The sequence below is a fragment of the Enterobacter cloacae complex sp. IR5412 genome (assembly GCF_049237385.1).
Lineage (GTDB): Bacteria > Pseudomonadota > Gammaproteobacteria > Enterobacterales > Enterobacteriaceae > Enterobacter > Enterobacter intestinihominis.
Map to the genome: position 1 here is coordinate 113,045 of NZ_JBMKHQ010000002.1, position 19,540 is coordinate 132,584.

20 protein-coding genes and 1 pseudogene are annotated in these 19,540 nt (G+C 54.4%); 18 read left to right on the top strand and 3 right to left on the bottom strand.

All coding sequences use genetic code 11. The annotated features are described in order from the left end of the window. The first annotated feature begins 2 nt into the window (after window positions 1-2). The 6 genes and pseudogenes from ACOTX2_RS04010 to add all read left to right on the top strand — a co-directional run bounded on the left by ACOTX2_RS04010 (window position 3) and on the right by add (window position 5,703). On the top strand, window positions 3-251 hold the full coding sequence (locus ACOTX2_RS04010) for a hypothetical protein (RefSeq protein ID WP_154060394.1): 249 nt from the start codon (window positions 3-5) through the stop codon (window positions 249-251). Between the two features lie 122 nt (window positions 252-373). After that, window positions 374-622, top strand: coding sequence for an excisionase family protein (locus ACOTX2_RS04015; RefSeq protein WP_022650951.1), 249 nt, complete (start codon window positions 374-376; stop codon window positions 620-622). Window positions 623-654: 32 nt separating this feature from the next. After that, the gene (locus ACOTX2_RS04020) at window positions 655-1,935 is read left to right on the top strand and encodes a site-specific integrase (RefSeq protein WP_100148679.1); all 1,281 of its coding nucleotides are present in this window, start codon (window positions 655-657) and stop codon (window positions 1,933-1,935) included. 44 nt (window positions 1,936-1,979) lie between these two features. Beyond that, a pseudogene (gene malX, locus ACOTX2_RS04025) lies at window positions 1,980-3,386 on the top strand (maltose/glucose-specific PTS transporter subunit IIBC); the annotation flags it as partial. Between the two features lie 49 nt (window positions 3,387-3,435). Next, a complete protein-coding gene (locus ACOTX2_RS04030; protein WP_063148151.1) occupies window positions 3,436-4,608 on the top strand; it encodes a MalY/PatB family protein in 1,173 nt (390 codons plus the stop codon). 96 nt (window positions 4,609-4,704) lie between these two features. Further along, window positions 4,705-5,703, top strand: coding sequence for an adenosine deaminase (gene add / locus ACOTX2_RS04035; RefSeq protein WP_022647922.1), 999 nt, complete (start codon window positions 4,705-4,707; stop codon window positions 5,701-5,703). Between the two features lie 56 nt (window positions 5,704-5,759). On the opposite strand, the gene ACOTX2_RS04040 is transcribed toward add, so the two are convergent. Beyond that, on the bottom strand, window positions 5,760-6,800 hold the full coding sequence (locus ACOTX2_RS04040; protein WP_023306015.1) for an oxidoreductase: 1,041 nt from the start codon (window positions 6,798-6,800) through the stop codon (window positions 5,760-5,762). 239 nt (window positions 6,801-7,039) lie between these two features. Between ACOTX2_RS04040 and blr the strand changes: the two genes are divergently transcribed. The 12 genes from blr to gstA all read left to right on the top strand — a co-directional run bounded on the left by blr (window position 7,040) and on the right by gstA (window position 17,219). Beyond that, window positions 7,040-7,165 carry a division septum protein Blr gene (gene blr, locus ACOTX2_RS04045; protein ID WP_151884424.1) on the top strand — a complete coding sequence of 42 codons (126 nt, stop codon included), beginning with the start codon at window positions 7,040-7,042 and terminating at the stop codon, window positions 7,163-7,165. A 229-nt stretch (window positions 7,166-7,394) separates the two neighbouring features. Further along, a complete protein-coding gene (ydgT, locus tag ACOTX2_RS04050) occupies window positions 7,395-7,610 on the top strand; it encodes a transcription modulator YdgT (protein ID WP_000217941.1) in 216 nt (71 codons plus the stop codon). Between the two features lie 85 nt (window positions 7,611-7,695). After that, the gene (locus ACOTX2_RS04055) at window positions 7,696-8,136 is read left to right on the top strand and encodes a DUF2569 domain-containing protein (RefSeq protein WP_015570663.1); all 441 of its coding nucleotides are present in this window, start codon (window positions 7,696-7,698) and stop codon (window positions 8,134-8,136) included. A 76-nt stretch (window positions 8,137-8,212) separates the two neighbouring features. Next, entirely contained in the window at window positions 8,213-8,794 is a 582-nt protein-coding gene (rsxA, locus tag ACOTX2_RS04060) for an electron transport complex subunit RsxA (protein WP_022647920.1), read from the top strand. Beyond that, entirely contained in the window at window positions 8,794-9,372 is a 579-nt protein-coding gene (rsxB, locus tag ACOTX2_RS04065; RefSeq protein WP_015570664.1) for an electron transport complex subunit RsxB, read from the top strand. The genes rsxA and rsxB overlap by 1 nt, the downstream gene beginning before the upstream one ends. Further along, a complete protein-coding gene (rsxC, locus tag ACOTX2_RS04070) occupies window positions 9,365-11,386 on the top strand; it encodes an electron transport complex subunit RsxC (protein ID WP_023306013.1) in 2,022 nt (673 codons plus the stop codon). The genes rsxB and rsxC overlap by 8 nt, the downstream gene beginning before the upstream one ends. Then, window positions 11,387-12,439 (top strand): electron transport complex subunit RsxD, encoded by a 1,053-nt coding sequence (gene rsxD, locus ACOTX2_RS04075; protein ID WP_063148152.1) that lies wholly within the window; start codon window positions 11,387-11,389, stop codon window positions 12,437-12,439. Between the two features lie 10 nt (window positions 12,440-12,449). Continuing rightward, window positions 12,450-13,070 carry an electron transport complex subunit RsxG gene (gene rsxG, locus ACOTX2_RS04080; protein WP_063148153.1) on the top strand — a complete coding sequence of 207 codons (621 nt, stop codon included), beginning with the start codon at window positions 12,450-12,452 and terminating at the stop codon, window positions 13,068-13,070. A gap of 2 nt (window positions 13,071-13,072) precedes the next feature. After that, window positions 13,073-13,759 carry an electron transport complex subunit E gene (locus tag ACOTX2_RS04085; RefSeq protein WP_003857592.1) on the top strand — a complete coding sequence of 229 codons (687 nt, stop codon included), beginning with the start codon at window positions 13,073-13,075 and terminating at the stop codon, window positions 13,757-13,759. Further along, window positions 13,756-14,391, top strand: a complete 636-nt coding sequence (nth, locus tag ACOTX2_RS04090; protein ID WP_015570668.1) for an endonuclease III — start codon at window positions 13,756-13,758, stop codon at window positions 14,389-14,391. The genes ACOTX2_RS04085 and nth overlap by 4 nt, the downstream gene beginning before the upstream one ends. 608 nt (window positions 14,392-14,999) lie before the next feature. After that, on the top strand, window positions 15,000-16,508 hold the full coding sequence (gene dtpA / locus ACOTX2_RS04095) for a dipeptide/tripeptide permease DtpA (RefSeq protein WP_023299961.1): 1,509 nt from the start codon (window positions 15,000-15,002) through the stop codon (window positions 16,506-16,508). A gap of 105 nt (window positions 16,509-16,613) precedes the next feature. Next, complete coding sequence (gene gstA / locus ACOTX2_RS04100; protein WP_023299960.1) at window positions 16,614-17,219, top strand: glutathione transferase GstA; 606 nt, start codon at window positions 16,614-16,616, stop codon at window positions 17,217-17,219. A 60-nt stretch (window positions 17,220-17,279) separates the two neighbouring features. Here gstA and pdxY read toward each other — a convergent pair whose 3' ends face one another. Then, entirely contained in the window at window positions 17,280-18,140 is an 861-nt protein-coding gene (gene pdxY / locus ACOTX2_RS04105) for a pyridoxal kinase PdxY (protein ID WP_063148154.1), read from the bottom strand. A 66-nt stretch (window positions 18,141-18,206) separates the two neighbouring features. Then, window positions 18,207-19,481: a tyrosine--tRNA ligase gene (gene tyrS / locus ACOTX2_RS04110; protein WP_022647913.1), complete on the bottom strand. Its 1,275-nt coding sequence runs from the start codon at window positions 19,479-19,481 to the stop codon at window positions 18,207-18,209. Between the last annotated feature and the right edge of the window lie 59 nt (window positions 19,482-19,540).

Sequence of the window (19,540 nt, forward strand, 5' to 3'; positions counted from 1 at the left end):
ATATGGGAAAGATGACGTTCGTATTTGAGTATGAGGACGGTAAAGAGCCGCCGGTTAGCGCTGGCATGTCGTTTATGGGTGGGAAGATTGTAGCGGCTGCTTTTCGTGACGCTCTTGAGTGCCTCGAAGAGGATTTTCATGAATGCTCACGGGGTAATTTAACAGTTGAACAAATTATTTCTGACCTCAACGAGTCTGGTCCGATAAGCAGAGCCTTGACCGGCAATATGAATATCAAAACCATTGGCTAAACCCACCAATGAAGCAACTGATAGCCAGTTATGAGCTGGCTATTGGGTGCGAAAGCCCACCTCGTAAATACCTTGATGTTATTGCCGCCTACGGGCGGCTTCTTTTTTGCCTGGAGGAAACCATGAGCGACATTATTCAGTTGGTACCGAATAAATGGGTCACAGAGGAACTTTTAACTGCGACAACCGGCATGTCAAAGCACATGATTCAGCATGCTCGCCGGTCTACCTGGATGGAGGGAAAGCATTATCGCCATGTTGCCCCTGATATGGCACCTAAGCAAAACAGCCCAATCATGTATAACCGCGATGAGATAAACCACTGGATCGAGCACCAAAGCCCAGCGAAACGCCGGAGAATATCTGCTTAAATGTCCTTTGGCACATCAAACGAGGAATGATTATGGCAGCATACCCAACAGGCGTAGAGGTTCATGGCGAATCGTTACGCATATGGTTCATATATCAGGGGAAGCGTGTCAGGGAAAATCTCGGCGTTCCTGACACGCCAAAAAACAGGAAAATGGCAGGCGAACTTCGGGCTTCAGTCTGCTTTGCGATAAAGACAGGCACATTCAATTATGCCTCGCAATTCCCTGATTCATCGAACGCAGAGAAATTCAGCACTGTCAGAAAGCAAATCTCACTACTTGAACTGAAATCGAAATGGCTTGGGCTTAAAGAGATGGAGCTTAGCCTCGGGACGTTGAGGCGTTACGATTGCCACCTCACAACCACTATCGAAACAATTGGTGAGCACAGGTATATCGGCAGCCTGAACACTGAAGATATCCTTAGCGCCAGGAAGGAGCTACTGAACGGCTGGCAGAAGACCAGACATGGCCTAAATCATCCACCCAAAAAGGGAAGAAGCGTTCCTACAGTCAATAGCTATATGGCATGCCTTGGCGGGATGCTGAGCTTTGCTTTCAAAAGTGGCTACCTGAAAACCGATCTGATGGCAGGTATTACCCCTCTCGCAAAAGAAAGACCCATTCCAGATCCTCTTACTTCTGATGAGTATCAGAGAGTGGTTGCGGCCTGCCCAACACTACAGTTTCAGAATATGGTTATCTTTGCGGTAAATACAGGCGTCAGGCATGGCGAACTAAGCGCGTTATCCTGGGAGGATGTGGATACTGTCAACTGGACTGTTACAGTGTCACGGAACTATTCCCTGAAGGGAAACTTCACCCTGCCAAAAACCAACGCCGGGATTCGAACAATACAGCTGACCCAGCCAGCAATTGATGCACTCAAGGCACAAATGCCACTGACCAGAATGATGGCATCCCACAAGGTAAGCGTCAGCCTACGGGAATACAAAAAAAAGAGAACCGATGAATGCACCTTTGTATTCTCGCCGTCCATTACTTCAATGAACGGTAAGAAGACGATGTGCTACGTCCCCGGATCCATTAATTCAGCCTGGCGCACTGCCCTGCGTCGTGCAGGCGTCCGACAAAGACGGTCTTATGAAACCAGGAACACATATGCGTGCTGGGCACTGGTCGCCGGAGCGAACCCAAATTTCGTTGCGCACCAGATGGGCCATTCGTCAGCGCAAATGCTATTCACGGTTTACGGTAAATGGATGACCGAGAATAACCATGACCAGGTGGGCATTTTGAACGCATCATTTACTCAAAATGCCCCACTGATGCCCCATAGAAAAACCGCATAACCTTAACTATCTGATTTAACATATTAATATCACTTCAATCATGATTCATCTGGATGAGCAAGGTCGGCTCTTTTGCCTTTAGCTTCCTGCCGGTAATGTTCTGTATCGCCATTCCTCTGGGTCTGGCGCGCGAAAACAAAGGCGTGGCGGCGTTTGCGGGCTTCGTTGGCTATGCGGTCATGAACCTTGCGGTTAACTTCTGGCTGACCGCCAAAGGGATCCTGCCCACGACCGACGCGGCGGTACTGAAAGCCAATAACATTCAGAGCGTGATTGGAATTCAGTCCATCGATACCGGGATCCTTGGAGCCGTGATCGCGGGAGTGATCATCTGGATGCTGCACGAGCGCTTTCATAACATCCGCCTGCCCGATGCGCTGGCCTTCTTCGGCGGCACCCGCTTTGTGCCAATCATTACGCTGGTTGTGATGGGTCTGTTTGGTCTGATCATCCCTCTGATTTGGCCGGTTTTTGCCATGGGGATCACCGGTATTGGCCGCATTATCAACGGCGCGGGTGATTTCGGCCCGATGATTTTCGGTACGGGTGAACGTCTGCTGCTGCCATTTGGTTTACAGCATATCCTGGTTGCCCTGATCCGCTTTACTGAAGCAGGCGGCACTATGGACGTTTGCGGTCATTCCGTTAGCGGCGCGCTGACCATCTTCCAGGCCCAGCTGAGCTGCCCGACCACGCACGGCTTCTCTGAAAGTGCGACGCGTTTCCTCTCTCAGGGGAAAATGCCTGCCTTCCTCGGCGGCCTGCCGGGCGCTGCGCTGGCGATGTACCACTGCGCCCGCCCGGAAAATCGTCATAAAATTAAAGGCCTTCTGATCTCCGGCGTTATTGCCTGCGTGGTGGGCGGTACGACAGAACCTATCGAGTTCCTGTTCCTGTTCGTGGCACCGGTGTTATACCTCATCCACGCCGTACTGACAGGCCTGGGCTTCACCGTGATGGCTGTGCTCGGTGTGACCATCGGTAACACTGACGGTAACGTGATTGACTTCGTGGTATTCGGTATCCTGCACGGCCTGTCCACCAAGTGGTATCTGGTGCCGGTTGTGGCCGCCATCTGGTTCGCGGTTTACTACGGGATCTTCCGCTTCGCCATCACCCGCTTTAACCTGAAAACGCCTGGCCGCGATACCGATACGGCCACCAGCGTTGAACAGGCAGTGGCCGGTACCGTTGGGAAATCCGGATATAACACGCCGGCTATTCTGGCGGCGCTGGGCGGTGCGGATAACATTACCTCTCTGGATAACTGCATCACCCGCCTGCGTTTGTCGGTGGCGGACATGTCCAAAGTGGATACCAACGCACTTAAAGCTAACCGGGCTATCGGCGTGGTACAGTTAAATCAACACAATTTGCAGGTCGTCATTGGCCCGCAGGTACAGTCAGTGAAGGATGAGCTGGCAACCCTGATGCGAACCGTCGAAGCCTGATGCCTCGCCCCCCTCGTCATGAGGGGGTTTTACTTTACGGAGCACCGTCATGTTTGATTTTTCTACCGTCGTGGATCGACACGGCACCTGGTGTACCCAGTGGGATTATGTCGCTGACCGTTTTGGGGCTGCCGACCTGCTGCCCTTCACCATCTCTGATATGGATTTCGCTACCGCTCCCTGTATTACCGATGCGCTGCACCAGCGCATCAACCACGGCGTGTTTGGCTACAGCCGCTGGAAAAATGACGAATTTCTGGCTGCCGTGGCGCACTGGTTCCGGCAACGCTTTAACAGTCAGATTGATACCGAAACCGTAGTGTATGGGCCGTCGGTCATTTATATGGTCTCGGAGCTGATCCGCATATGGTCCGCGCCTGGCGACGGTGTGGTGGTTCATACCCCGGCTTACGATGCCTTTTATAAAGCCATTGAAGGCAACCAGCGTACCGTTGTTTCCGTGCCGATGCAGAAAACGGCGCGTGGCTGGGACGGCAATATGGCCGCGCTGGAAGCGGCGCTGGCAAAACCGGAAAACACGGTTCTGCTGCTGTGTAGCCCGCAAAATCCGACCGGCAAAGTCTGGACCCGGGAAGAGCTGGCCACTATTGCAACGCTTTGCAGCCGTCATGATGTGGCGGTAATCAGCGACGAAATTCATATGGACATGGTATGGGGCACGCATCGCCATACCCCGTGGAATGAGGTTGCACGCGGTAAATGGGCGCTGCTGACCTCCGGTTCCAAAAGCTTCAATATTCCGGCACTGACGGGCGCCTGGGGGCTTATCGCCGATGACGACAGCCGTAACGCCTATCTGAATGCATTAAAAGGGCGGGACGGACTCTCTTCCCCTTCCGTGCTGGCGCTGACCGCGCACATTGCTGCTTACCGGCAGGGCGAACCCTGGCTGGACGCGCTGCGGACCTATCTCGAAGAAAACCTGCGCTACATTGCTGACGAACTGAATGCTGCGTTTCCGACACTCAACTGGCAACCGCCAGAGGCCACCTATCTGGCCTGGATTGATCTCAGCCCACTCGGTATTGATGACAAAACGCTGCAAAACGTGCTGATTGAACAACAAAAAGTGGCCATCATGCCGGGATATACTTATGGGGATGAAGGAAAAGGCTATGTGCGACTGAACGCTGGCTGTCCGCGTAGTAAGCTTGAACAGGGCGTTAAGCGCCTTATTGCGGGTATCAACACTCTGCTGTAAATAATTTGCGCAACGGAATATTCCCTTGCGCAAATAGCTTTTTCCCCCGTTTTGTTTTTATAATATGGCGCACTTTAACCAGCAAAGAGTGCGACCATGATTGATACACGCCTGCCTTTAACTGATATTCACCGCCACCTCGACGGGAACATTCGTGCCCAAACTATTCTCGATCTTGGTCGCCAGTTCAATTTAACGCTTCCTGCCGAAACGCTTGAAACCCTGATCCCCCATGTCCAGGTGACGTCGAACGAGCCGGATCTGGTAAGTTTTCTGAGCAAGCTTGACTGGGGCGTGAAGATGCTGGCCTCGCTCGATGCCTGTCGCCGTGTCGCCTTTGAAAACATCGAAGATGCCGCTCGCAACGGCCTGCACTATGTCGAACTGCGTTTCTCTCCGGGCTATATGGCGATGACCCACAGTCTCCCCGTAGCGGGCGTGGTTGAAGCGGTCATTGAAGGCGTGCGTGAAGGCTGCAAAACCTTTGACGTTCAGGCGCGTTTGATCGGCATTATGAGCCGTACCTTCGGTGAAGCGGCCTGTCTTCAGGAGCTGGAAGCGTTACTGGCGCATCGCGACCAGATCACCGCCATCGACCTGGCCGGTGATGAGTTGGGCTTCCCGGGCAGCCTGTTCTTGTCTCATTTCAACCGCGCACGTGATGCAGGATGGCATATTACCGTTCATGCTGGCGAAGCCGCGGGGCCGGAAAGCATCTGGCAGGCCATTCGTGAACTGGGTGCGGAACGTATTGGTCACGGTGTGAAAGCCATTGAAGATCGCGCGCTGATGGATTTCCTCGCCGAACAACGTATTGGAATCGAATCCTGCCTGACCTCCAATATTCAGACCAGTACAGTGGCGTCGCTGGCGCAACACCCGCTGAAAACCTTCCTTGAACACGGGGTGCTGGCTTCACTGAACACGGACGATCCGGCGGTTCAGGGCGTGGATATTATTCACGAATACAACATCGCCGCGCCGCAGGCCGGGCTGAGCCGCGAGCAGATCCGTCAGGCGCAAATCAACGGGCTGGAGATCGCCTTCCTGACGCCTGAAGAGAAACAGGCGCTGCGCGATAAAGTTGCTCAGTAGTCCTCTTTACTGCCGGGTGGCGCTGCGCTTACCCGGCCTACGAAAGCGTTTGGCACTTATGCCAGACAGAGCGTTGCGCGATGTTTGGCGGATTCGATCCCCAGCTCGATGAGCTCCATAATCTGGATTGCCTGGCTCGCCGGAACCGGATTTTCACCTGAACCGTTCAGCGCGTCACGAATTGCGGCGTAATACGCCGGATAGTTCCCAGGCTGGGTCAACACCGTCTCTTCAACCAGTACCTCACCCTCCGCACGCGTCACCACCCCGTCCCGCATGTCGTAGCCCCAGTCCTCCTGCGGTAAGCGTTCGCCATTTTTGAGGCGCTCTTCCTGCGGATCCAGGCCGAACTTCACATAGCTGCCGCGCGCCCCGTGAAGGATATAACGGGCCGATTCCGCCGCCGCAAGCATTGTCCCGTGCAGCACAATGCGCCGCTGCGGATAACTCAAAACGGCGTGGAAATAGTCGGTGGTCTGCGCCCCCGGCCTGAGCTGCGCTAAATCGACCGTCATGCTTACGGGCAGACCAAACAGATGAACGGCCTGATCGAGAAGATGCGGCGCTAAGTCATACCAGATGCCGCTGCCCGGTCCCGCCTGCTCGCGCCAGCGATCTCGCACCTGCGGACGATAACGATCGAAGTGAGACTCAAAAAAAGCAATTTCGCCGAGTGTGCCTTCGTTTATCAGCGCTTTGATCGTCAGGAAATCACTATCCCAGCGCCGGTTGTGAAAGACCGACAATAAACGACCCAGGCTTCGCGCCAGCGCATCCAGCTCGCGCGCCTGTGACAACGTCACGGTAAAAGGCTTATCGACAACGACATGTTTGCCAGCCTCCAGCGCCGCTTTCGCCAGGGGGAAATGGGTGTCGTTAGGGGTGGGAATGACAATAAGGTCAATATTAGGATCGTTAAACAGATGCTTAGGCTCCGTTACCACCGGCACGGCTGGCCAGTCGGCATGGACTTTGGTTTCATCGCTGCTTGTGATAGCCGCCAGTTCCATTCCCGGCGTGCCGGCAACCAGCGGCGCATGAAAGGTTTTGCTTGCGTACCCGTAGCCAATAAGACCGACGCGGATGTTTTCACTCATCGTATGCCCCCTCGCTGTGCGCTTATTTATCACTGGCCTTGTGCTTAACGCACAGATTAATAACGTGCCCTGTAAGTTAAAATAGCATCTCGCGACAGCTTTTTTTGTTACCTCGCATTAAAGTGTGTATATGGGGCCCGGGAATCGTTCCCAAAGCGCTTGCTCTGTCGAAAAGGCCGCTGTAACATTTGCAATCTGTATTTATGGATAAATTACAAACACAAAATATGTCATCAATAATTAATCGAATCATTGAATTAGCGGGATGGATTGTCCTTGGCGTTTCAGTCGTGTTGCTCGGCATTGCCAGCCATATCGATAACTACCAGCCGCCGGAGCCTGTTACTGTTGCTCAACAAAAGTAAGCCGCATCGTCATAAAGCGTGACACATTACGTCATGGAACGTATTGCCAGCCGTAATGAACGGGGTTACCCTTCTCTTCCAGGCATCTGCTGATGCCTGAATCTTCGCAAAGAAAACTCCTAATTTCGTCGCGTTACCCGAGTGGACAGTTTACGTCTTTATTAATCCGTTTATTATTCGAACGCATTACCTTTATGGGTATTACCCTTTTATATGGAAACTTATTAATATGACAGTTCAGGACTATTTATTAAAATTTCGCAAGATCAATTCCCTCGAAAGCCTGGAAAAACTGTTTGACCATCTGAACTACACGCTGTCGGATAATCAGGACATCATCAATATGTACCGCGCGGCTGACCATCGTCGCGCCGAACTCGTCTCTGGCGGTCGTCTGTTCAACGTGGGGGAAGTACCTAAATCTGTCTGGCGTTACGTTGTATAAGAAAGTAGCCTTCGGCGTGAAATGTTATATACTCTCCGCCCTGCAAATTTCTGTATAACATTTCGCGCAGACTATGGGAGAGCGTATGACCGCATTGCCTGGAGAGAGAATTGGGGGCTGGTTAATCGCCCCGCTGGCATGGCTGCTGGTGGCTTTATTAAGCGCTTCGCTGGCGCTGTTGCTTTACACCACTGCACTGGTTACTCCTCATGCTATCCAGACACTGATGTCTCAGAGCGCGCTCAATATTGCGACGTGGTTTGTGTCGTTCGTTTTCGCAATCGCGATGTGGTACTACACGCTTTGGCTGACCATCGCCTTCTTCAAACGCCGCAAAAGCGTGCCGAAACATTACATTATCTGGCTGCTGGTCTCCGTGCTGCTTGCCGTCAAAGCGTTCGCTTTTTCGCCTGTGTCTGATGCGCTGGCGGTTCGCCAGTTACTGTTTCCGCTACTGGCGACGGCACTTCTGGTCCCTTATTTCAAGCGTTCGACGCGCGTTAAGAAGACCTTCGTTAACCCGTAATAACCTTACAGTTAACCTGTTGTGGCCTGTTGTCGTTTATCCGATAATAGGCGGCTCTTTTATTTCAGGCTAAATAATGACCGATTACTTACTGCTCTTTGTCGGAACTGTGCTGGTTAATAACTTCGTACTGGTGAAGTTCCTTGGCCTGTGCCCGTTTATGGGGGTCTCCAAAAAGCTGGAGACGGCAATGGGCATGGGGCTGGCCACCACCTTCGTGATGACGATGGCCTCCATTTGCGCATGGCTGATTGATACCTGGATCCTGATCCCGCTGGACATGCTCTACCTGCGCACCTTGTCCTTTATTCTGGTCATTGCGGTGGTGGTGCAATTTACCGAAATGGTAGTGCGTAAAACCAGCCCTGCCCTGTATCGCCTGTTGGGTATTTTTCTGCCCCTCATCACCACCAACTGTGCTGTGCTGGGCGTGGCGCTGCTCAACATCAACCTTGGGCATAATTTCATGCAGTCGGCGCTGTACGGTTTTTCCGCGGCGGTCGGTTTCTCTTTTGTTATGGTCCTGTTCGCGTCGATTCGCGAGCGTCTGGCAGCGGCGGATATTCCCGCGCCGTTTCGCGGTAACGCCATCGCTCTGGTGACCGCAGGTTTAATGTCTCTGGCCTTTATGGGCTTTAGTGGTCTGGTGAAGTTGTAATGAGTGCTATCTGGATTGCCATCGCGTCCATCAGCGTACTGGGACTCGTCTTTGGCATCATTCTGGGTTATGCCTCCCGCCGGTTTGCGGTAGAGGACGATCCGGTGGTTGAAAAAATTGATGAGCTTTTGCCGCAGAGCCAGTGTGGGCAGTGCGGCTACCCTGGCTGCCGTCCTTACGCTGAGGCGGTGGGCGTGCAGGGAGAAAAGATCAACCGCTGCGCGCCGGGTGGCGAAGCGGTCATGCTTAAAATAGCTGCCCTGCTGAATGTCGATCCGCAGCCTGTCGACGGCGATGAACAGGCGCAGGAGCCCGTTCGTGCCCTTGCTGTTATCGACGAAGCCAACTGCATCGGCTGCACCAAATGTATTCAGGCGTGCCCTGTCGACGCCATTGTAGGCGCAACCCGCGCCATGCACACCGTTGTGGCGGACCTGTGCACCGGCTGTAACCTCTGCGTAGCCCCCTGCCCGACGCAGTGTATAGAACTCCGCCCGGTTGAAACGACGACCGAAAGCTGGAAATGGGATCTTCAGACCATTCCGGTTCGCAATATTCCTGTGGAACAACATGCTTAAGTTATTTTCTGCTTTCAGAAAAGAGAAGATCTGGGACTTCGACGGCGGTATCCATCCCCCGGAAATGAAAACCCAGTCAAACGGTACGCCGCTGCGTCAAATTCCGCTGGCGACCCGCTACGTGATGCCATTGAAACAGCACATCGGCGCGGAAGGCGAGCTGTGCGTGAAAGAAGGCGATACCGTCCTTCGCGGCCAGCCGCTGACCTTTGGTCGTGGACGTATGTTGCCGATACATGCCCCGACTTCGGGCAAGGTGGTGGCTGTTGCCCCCCATACCGTTGCCCATCCCTCGGCGTTGTCTGAGCTGAGCGTCATCATTGAAGCCGACGGGGAAGATCTCTGGATCGATCGTGACGGCTGGAGCGACTACCGTTCCCGCAGCCGTGAAGCGCTGATTGAACGCATTCATCAGTTTGGCGTAGCAGGTCTTGGAGGCGCTGGCTTCCCGACCGGCGCCAAACTTCACGGCGGCGGCGATAAAATCGAAACGCTGATTATTAACGCCGCCGAGTGCGAACCGTACATCACCGCCGATGATCGTCTGATGCAGGACTGTGCCGCGCAGGTGGTGGAAGGTATTCGCATTCTTGCGCATATCCTGCAACCCCGCGAAGTGCTGATCGGTATTGAAGACAATAAACCGCAGGCCATTTCGATGCTGCGTGCGGTACTAGCGGACAGCCATGATATCGCCCTGCGCGTGATCCCGACCAAATACCCGTCCGGCGGGGCGAAGCAGCTGACGCAGATCCTGACCGGAAAACAGGTCCCCCACGGGGGCCGTTCGTCCGACATCGGCGTGCTGATGCAAAACGTGGGTACTGCCTACGCGGTAAAACGTGCGGTGATTGACGGCGAGCCATTGACCGAACGCGTCGTCACGCTGACCGGCGAGTCCGTCTCCCGTCCCGGCAACGTCTGGGCGCGTCTGGGTACGCCGGTGCATCATCTGCTGGAACAGGCTGGCTTCTGCCCGGGGAGCGAGCAGATGGTCATTATGGGCGGCCCGCTGATGGGCTTTACCCTGCCGTGGCTGGATGTGCCAGTGGTGAAGATTACCAACTGCCTGCTCGCCCCTTCCCCAACGGAGATGGGCGAAACGCAGGAAGAGAAAGGTTGTATACGCTGTAGCGCCTGCGCGGATGCGTGTCCTGCAGACTTGCTTCCGCAGCAGTTGTACTGGTACAGCAAAGGCCAGCTGCACGATAAAGCCCAGGCGCATAACCTGGCTGACTGTATTGAATGCGGTGCCTGTGCCTGGGTCTGCCCAAGCAATATTCCGCTGGTGCAGTACTTCCGTCAGGAGAAAGCCGAAATCTACGCTATCTCCATGGAAGAAAAACGTGCCGCTGAAGCGAAGGCCCGCTTTGAAGCGCGCCAGGCGCGACTGGAGCGCGAGAAACAAGCCCGTCAGGAACGCCATAAGCAGGCTGCCGTGCAGCCTGCGGCGAAAGATCAGGATGCGATTAACGCTGCCCTCGCCCGTGTGCGGGAGAAGAACGCGACTGCCGCTCAGCCGGTAGCGATCGTGTCTGGCCAAAAGCCGGACAATAGCGAAGCGATTGCCGCCCGCGAAGCGCGTAAAGCCGAAGCGCGCGCACGTCAGGCGGAGAAGGCGCAAAACGCCAAACCGGAAGCCGACACAGACCCGCGTAAAGCGGCGGTGGAAGCGGCTATCGCCAGGGCAAAAGCCCGTAAAGCCGGTCAGCAGACAGTGGTGGTTGAACAGGAAGCGACCGATCCGCGCAAGGCGGCCGTTGAAGCCGCTATCGCCCGCGCCAAAGCACGTAAAGCGGCACAGCTTCAGCCTGCCGAAGAGAGTGAAGCGCCTGTCGACCCACGTAAAGCCGCCGTTGAAGCGGCCATCGCCCGTGCCAAAGCACGAAAAGCGGCACAGCAGGACGAACGGCCTGCGGCCGCCAACGACGATCCACGCAAAGCCGCAGTCGCCGCCGCGATTGCGCGTGTTCAGGCAAAGAAAGCCGCGCAGCAAGCCGTTAACGAGGATTAAATGGTTTTCAGAATTGCAAGTTCCCCTTATACCCATAACCAGCGCCAGACATCGCGTATTATGATGCTGGTGTGCCTGGCCGCGTTGCCAGGTATTGCCGTACAGTGTTGGTTTTTCGGCTGGGGTACGCTTTTCCAGTTAGTTCTGGGTTGCGCCAGTGCCGTCGCAGCGGAAGCAGCGATCCTGAAGCTGCGCAAAATGGAGGTGACTCGCATCCTGAGCGATAACTCCGCCCTGTTGACCGGCCTGTTGCTTGCCATCAGCATTCCCCCGTTCGCCCCGTGGTGGATGGTAGTATTGGGAACGATATTTGCGGTGATCATCGCCAAGCAGCTGTACGGTGGGCTGGGCCATAACCCGTTTAACCCGGCAATGATTGGTTACGTGGTGCTACTGATCTCCTTCCCGGTACAGATGACCAGTTGGCTGCCGCCGCATGAGATCGCCGCCACGGTGCCCGGCTTTATGGATGCCCTGAACGTTATCTTTACTGGCCACACCGCGATGGGCGCGGATATGAACGCGCTTCGCATGGGCGTGGATGGCATCAGCCAGGCCACCCCGCTCGATACCTTCAAAACCTCCCTGCGTGCCGGCCACAGCGTCGAGCAGGTGATGAAATCGTCTATTTACAGCGGCGTACTGGCGGGTGCGGGCTGGCAGTGGGTCAATCTGGCCTACCTGTTGGGCGGTGCCTTCCTGCTGCAACAAAAAGCGATCCGCTGGCATATTCCGGTGAGCTTCCTGGTGACGCTGGCCGTCTGTTCAACGCTCGGCTGGGTCATCTCACCTGAGTCACTGGCCAGCCCACAGCTCCATCTGCTCTCCGGCGCGACCATGCTCGGGGCATTCTTTATTCTCACCGATCCGGTCACCGCCTCTACCACCAACCGAGGTCGTCTGATTTTCGGCGCGCTGGCGGGCTTGCTGGTCTGGCTTATTCGCAGCTTTGGTGGCTATCCGGACGGCGTGGCATTTGCCGTACTGCTGGCTAACATCACCGTTCCGCTCATCGACTACTACACGCGTCCACGCGTGTACGGTCATCGCTAAGGGTTACGCCATGCTAAAGACTATGCAAAAACACGGCGTCACGCTGGCGATCTTCGCCGCCGCCCTCACCGGGCTGACCGCGCTGGTAAATGAACTGACGAAAAGCACCATTGAAGAGCAGGCAATGAAGCAGCAAAAGGCGTTATTCGATCAGGTGATCCCATCAGACTTCTATGATAATGACCTGCAAAAAAGCTGCTTTGTCGTGCAGGCCCCGCAGCTCGGTAAAGGAACACACCGCGTTTATATTGCCCGTAAGGGCGAGAACCCGGTGGGTGCCATCATGGAAGCCACCGCGCCGGACGGTTACTCTGGCGCAATTCAGCTGCTGGTAGGCAGCGATTTTTCCGGCACCGTGCTGGGTACGCGCGTGACGGAACATCACGAAACGCCGGGCCTTGGCGACAAAATTGAAACACGCCTGAGCGACTGGATTTTACACTTTGCCGGTAAGATGATTCATGGCGAGGACGATCCTGCTTTCGCGGTGAAAAAAGATGGCGGTGAGTTTGACCAGTTCACGGGCGCCACGATTACGCCCCGCGCGGTCGTCAACGCCGTCAAACGCGCCGGTCTGTATGCCGAAACGCTGCCCGCGCAGATCAATCATCTTTCCGCCTGTGAGGAGTGACCATGAGCCAGGTTAAAGAGGTTATCGTCCAGGGACTCTGGAAGAACAACTCGGCATTGGTACAGCTGTTGGGATTGTGCCCGCTGCTGGCGGTGACGTCTACCGCCACCAACGCGCTCGGGCTGGGGCTGGCGACCACGCTGGTGCTGACCCTGACCAACTTCTCCATTTCTGTTTTGCGCCGCTGGACGCCATCGGAAATCCGTATTCCGATTTATGTCATGATCATTGCATCGGTGGTCAGCGTCGTGCAAATGCTGATTAACGCCTACGCATTTGGCCTGTACCAGTCGCTCGGGATCTTCATTCCGCTTATCGTGACTAACTGTATTGTCGTGGGACGCGCTGAAGCCTTCGCGGTGAAAAACAACCCGGCAATTTCCGCGCTGGATGGGTTTTCCATCGGCATGGGCGCGACTGCCGCCATGTTCGTCCTCGGCTCTCTGCGTGAAATTCTGGGCAACGGTACGCTCTTCGACGGTGCGGACGCGCTGCTTGGCGGCTGGGCGAAATCGCTGCGTATCGAGGTGTTCCATACGGACACCCCATTCCTGCTGGCCATGCTACCGCCAGGCGCCTTCATTGGCCTTGGGATGATGCTGGCGTTAAAATACCTGATTGATGAAAAACGTAAACGCCGCGCCGCTGAACGCAGCGTACAGGAAGGGATCCCCGAGAAAGCAGTATGAATAAAGAGAAACGCATTGCGATCCTGACGCGCCTGCGCGATGAGAATCCTCATCCAACGACAGAGCTGAATTTTAACTCGCCGTTTGAACTGTTGATCGCGGTGCTGCTCTCTGCGCAGGCCACTGACGTGAGCGTCAACAAAGCCACGGCCCTGCTCTACCCTGTCGCCAATACGCCGCAGGCTATGCTGGAGCTGGGGGTTGAAGGGGTAAAATCCTATATCAAGACCATCGGCCTGTTTAACAGTAAGGCCGAAAACGTCATTAAGACCTGCCGGATCCTGCTTGAGCAGCATGGCGGTGAAGTCCCGGAAGATCGCGCAGCGCTGGAAGCGTTGCCAGGCGTCGGGCGTAAAACGGCAAATGTCGTGCTCAACACGGCGTTTGGCTGGCCGACGATCGCCGTGGACACTCACATCTTCCGCGTTTCTAATCGCACCCGGTTCGCGCCGGGTAAAAACGTGGAAGAGGTGGAAGAAAAGCTATTAAAAGTGGTCCCTGCGGAATTTAAGGTGGATTGCCATCACTGGCTAATCCTTCACGGGCGCTATACCTGTATTGCACGTAAGCCACGCTGCGGCTCCTGCATTATCGAAGATCTCTGTGAATACAAAGAAAAAGTCTATCCCTGAAGGTACATCCACTTGTTACTGTTCAAGCCCTTAGATTAAACAAGGGCTCTGATATCTTCTCCCTTGGCCGTAATTTTCCCTCTCATTGTCCATAAAGTGTTGTCGATTCTGCGGATATTTAACACTCAAACAGGTTAATAGTTTTTTCATCACCAAAAATTTCTATACATCTGTGATCGCGATCACTCTGATAACTTGATGTTGGATTTTTGTTGTTAAAAGCCTCTCCACGCCTTTGCCAGACAAGATCTCATCCTTTACTCACCGCATATAAGACCAGTCATTTTTCAGAATATGGGCTATATCACTGCCTTTCACCCAAAATAGCAGAACATATCGCCATACAGCCATTCATCAGGGTCATTTACAGTGAAAAAAACCACCAATTCTCAACGGATGAAATTTAACGCTGCATAACATTTGCGTGAACCGATGATTATACCGCCACAGTTATATGTAACAGATTATTACAAACGTATTGCCAGATGGGGCTGGATAGTGAACATTACCCGCCGTTTCCCCTCCCAATATAACTATAAAGCGGATGGACTACGGTCATCACGCTATGAACACCCCCGTTAATATGGGATGTAAAAAAAGAGGTATATGTGTCTACTGCAAACAATAAACCAACAGATGAGAGCGTAAGTCTTAACGCTTTCAAACAGCCTAAAGCGTTCTATCTCATTTTCTCTATCGAATTGTGGGAGCGTTTTGGCTACTACGGCCTGCAAGGGATTATGGCCGTTTACCTGGTTAAGCAACTGGGTATGTCCGAAGCCGATTCCATCACGCTGTTCTCGTCCTTCAGCGCTCTGGTCTATGGCCTGGTCGCCATCGGCGGCTGGTTAGGCGATAAAGTTCTCGGTACGAAACGTGTCATTATGCTGGGCGCCGTGGTTCTGGCGATTGGCTATGGTCTGGTTGCATGGTCCGGGCACGATGCGGGCGTGGTATACATGGGCATGGCTACCATCGCGGTAGGTAACGGCCTCTTTAAGGCTAACCCGTCCTCCCTGCTTTCTACCTGCTACAACAAAGATGATCCGCGTCTGGACGGTGCATTTACCATGTACTACATGTCCATCAACATCGGTTCATTCTTCTCTATGCTGGCAACCCCATGGCTGGCCGCGAAATTCGGCTGGAGCGTAGCGTTTGCGCTGAGCTTCGTGGGTATGCTGATCACCGTTGTGAACTTCCTGTTCTGTCGCAGCTGGGTTAAAGATTATGGTTCTAAACCAGACTTCGAACCCGTGCATATGGGCAAACTGCTGGCAACCATCGTCGGCATTGTGATCCTGGCCGCTGTCGCTACCTGGCTGCTGCACAACCAGGGTATTGCACGTGCCGTACTGGCCGTGGTTGCGCTGGGTATCGTGATTATCTTCGCTAAAGAAGCCTTCGCGATGCAGGGTGCGGCACGTCGTAAGATGATTGTGGCGTTCATCCTGATGCTGGAAGCGATTATCTTCTTCGTCCTGTACAGCCAGATGCCAACGTCCCTGAACTTCTTCGCAATCCGCAACGTTGAGCACTCCATCCTGGGTATCGCGTTCGAGCCGGAGCAGTACCAGGCACTGAACCCGTTCTGGATCATGATTGGTAGCCCGATTCTGGCCGCTATCTATAACAAGATGGGCGACCGTCTGCCGATGCCGCACAAGTTCGCGATCGGTATGGTGCTGTGCTCTGGCGCATTCCTGGTGCTGCCGCTGGGGACGAAATTCGCGACCGACGCGGGTATCGTGTCTGTTAACTGGCTGATCCTGAGCTATGCGCTGCAATCCATCGGTGAACTGATGATCTCCGGTCTGGGCCTGGCGATGGTTGCACAGCTGGTCCCTCAGCGTCTGATGGGCTTCATCATGGGTAGCTGGTTCCTGACGACCGCTGGCGCAGCCATCATTGCAGGTAAGATTGCGAACCTGATGGCGGTACCGGACAACGTTACCGACCCGCTGGTCTCCCTGAACGTCTACGGCACCGTGTTCATGCAAATTGGTATCGCGACAGCCGTAATTGCCGTGCTGATGCTGCTCACCGCACCAAAACTCAATCGTATGACGCAGGACGACGACAAATCCGCTAAAGCGACCAACACCGCGAACGCGTAATGTCATCGGGAAACGACTGAACAGAAGCCGCTAATTGATTAGCGGCTTTTTTTTTATCTGAACGCGCACTAACATAGCGGGAACCTCAGCAAAAAGGAGTTACCGATGAAACTGTTCTATAAACCGGGCGCCTGCTCTCTTGCTTCGCATATCACCCTTCGCGAGAGCGGTAAGGATTTCACGCTGGACGGCGTTGACCTGATGAAAAAGCGCCTGGAAAACGGGGATGACTTTTTTGCGATTAACCCAAAAGGGCAGGTTCCGGCCCTGCTGCTGGATGATGGTACGCTGCTGACCGAAGGCGTGGCGATAATGCAGTACCTGGCCGACAACGTGCCTGATCGTCAGCTGCTGGCACCAACAGGCAGTATCTCTCGCTATAAAACCCTTGAGTGGCTTAACTACATCGCGACCGAGCTGCACAAAGGCTTTACGCCGCTGTTCCGCCCGGATACTCCGGAAGAGTACAAACCGACCGTACGTGCGTTACTTGAGAAAAAGATGCAGTACATTAATGAATCACTGAAAGACGATCAGTGGATCTGCGGTGCGCGTTTCACCATTGCTGATGCGTATCTGTTTACCGTTCTACGCTGGGCGCGCGCGGTGAAGCTGAACCTGGAAGGATTAGATCATATTGCGTCGTATATGGAACGCGTAGCGGCACGTCCTGCGGTTGCAGCGGCGCTGAAGGCAGAAGGGTTGAATTAATCCGAGCGCGCTGTATTGCCGGGTGGCGCTGCGCTTACCCGGCCTACACTATCCCTGCTCTTACAATTGGGTTGCGCTGAAATAATGCTCGGGCTTCGCGATGCGATCCTGCGCCGCGACCACCTGGAGCTCATATTCCTGCATCGTCTTCGTCGCAATCATGATTTCATAAACGGCTGCGGTTACGTGCTCCAGCGCATCGCGCAGGCTCGCGCCCTGCAATAGCTTCACCAGCAGCAAACCGCTGGTCACATCCCCAACCCCGACAGGCTGACGTGCACCGAAATCCACCAGCGGTCGACTGATGTGCCAGGCTTCATCCTTGGTCACCAACAGCATTTCAAAACGGTCCTGGCTCAACCCTGCGCGTGCCAGGTGCTTCACCAGGACAATCTCAGGCCCCTGAGCAATTAGCTCGCGAGAAGCGCTTACAGCCTCTTCTACGCTGTTGACCGGATGCTCGCACAGGATCTCAAGTTCAATCAGATTTGGCGCAATAATATCGCTGGCAGGCAATGCATGACGGACATGAAACTCCGCAACGCCCGGCGCGACGATGCAGCCTTTTTCCGGATGCCCCATCACCGGATCGCAGAAATATTTCGCCGCGGGGTTTGCCGCTTTCACCTGGCGCACAATGCCCAGGATATGTTCCCCCTGCTCCGCCGAACCCAGATAACCGCTCAGTACGGCATCGCAGCGTTTAAGCTGGTCGATATCCGCAATCCCCTGAACGATCTCCGTCAGATGCGACGGCGGCATCACGCAGCCGGTCCATTTGCCGTATTGCGTGTGGTTTGAAAACTGAACGGTATTGAGGGGCCAGACGTTGGCCCCGAGGCGGCGCATCGGGAATTCCGCAGCGCTGTTGCCAGCATGTCCAAAAACAACGTGGGACTGAATGGCGAGGATGTTCTTCATGTTGTACTTACCAAACCCTGTCAAAACAAAAGGGGCGTGGTTTCCCACGCCCCTGCGTACTTTTAATTACTTCCAGCAGACCAGGCAGTAATTTTTCTTACCGCGACGCAGCAGCGTGTAGCGACCATAGAGACGGTCGTTCTCGGTAAAGGTGTATTCCGGATCGGCCTGTTTTTCGCCATTAATGGTGATCGCGTTAGAGGCGATGGTTTTACGCGCCTGACCGCGAGACGGCTGGAGCTCGGAGTCCACCAGCGCCTGCATCAGATCGGCGCCTTTTTCCATCTCCACCATCGGCACGCCATCCTGAGCAAGCTGTTCGAAGTCCGCTTCGCTTAAATCGCTCAGGGTCCCGTTGAACAGGCTCGCCGTAATGCGTTTCGCCGCTGCCAGACCTTCTTCACCGTGAACCAGTTTAGTCACTTCGTCGGCCAGCACATACTGGGCGCGCGGTGCTTTACCGCTGTTCTTGTCTTCTTCTTCCAGCGCATTGATTTCTTCGATATCCATAAAGGTGAAGAATTTCAGGAAGCGATAAACATCGGCATCCGCCGTGTTGATCCAGAACTGGTAGAATTTGTACGGGCTGGTTTTCTTCGGATCAAGCCATACTGCGCCGCCTTCGGTTTTACCAAACTTGGTACCGTCTGCTTTGGTGATCAGCGGCACGGTCAGACCAAACACCTGATTCTGGTGAAGGCGACGGGTCAGATCGATACCGGAGGTGATGTTACCCCACTGATCAGAACCGCCAATTTGCAGCGACACGCCGTGCAGCTTGTTCAGGCAGGCGAAGTCATACCCCTGCAACAGGTTGTAGGAGAACTCGGTGAAAGAGATTCCCTGATCGTCACGGTTAAGACGCTGCTTGACCGCTTCTTTGTTAATCATCTGGTTAACAGAGAAGTGTTTGCCGATGTCACGCAGGAACGTCAGCACGTTCATGCCACCAAACCAGTCGTAGTTGTTCGCCGCAATCGCAGCGTTGTCACCACAGTTGAAATCCAGGAACGGTGCAACCTGTTTACGGATCTTATCCACCCACTCCTGCACGGTGTCTTCGGTATTCAGCTTACGCTCAGCGGCTTTGAAACTTGGGTCGCCAATCAGACCAGTCGCACCGCCAACCAGGGCAACAGGCTTATGACCCGCCATCTGGAAGCGTTTCAGGCATAACAATGGAACAAGATGCCCCAAATGCAAGCTGTCAGCGGTGGGATCGAAGCCGCAATAGAGCGCGATCGGGCCTTGCGCCAGTCGCTCTGCTAACGCTTCCTCGTCCGTCACCTGGGCCACCAGGCCCCGCTCTTGCAATTGTTTAATCAAGTTACTGCTTGCCATCAAATTCTCCATGTATAAACGACTGCACCTTTGCCGGTACACGACTTTTCGCCTGATGC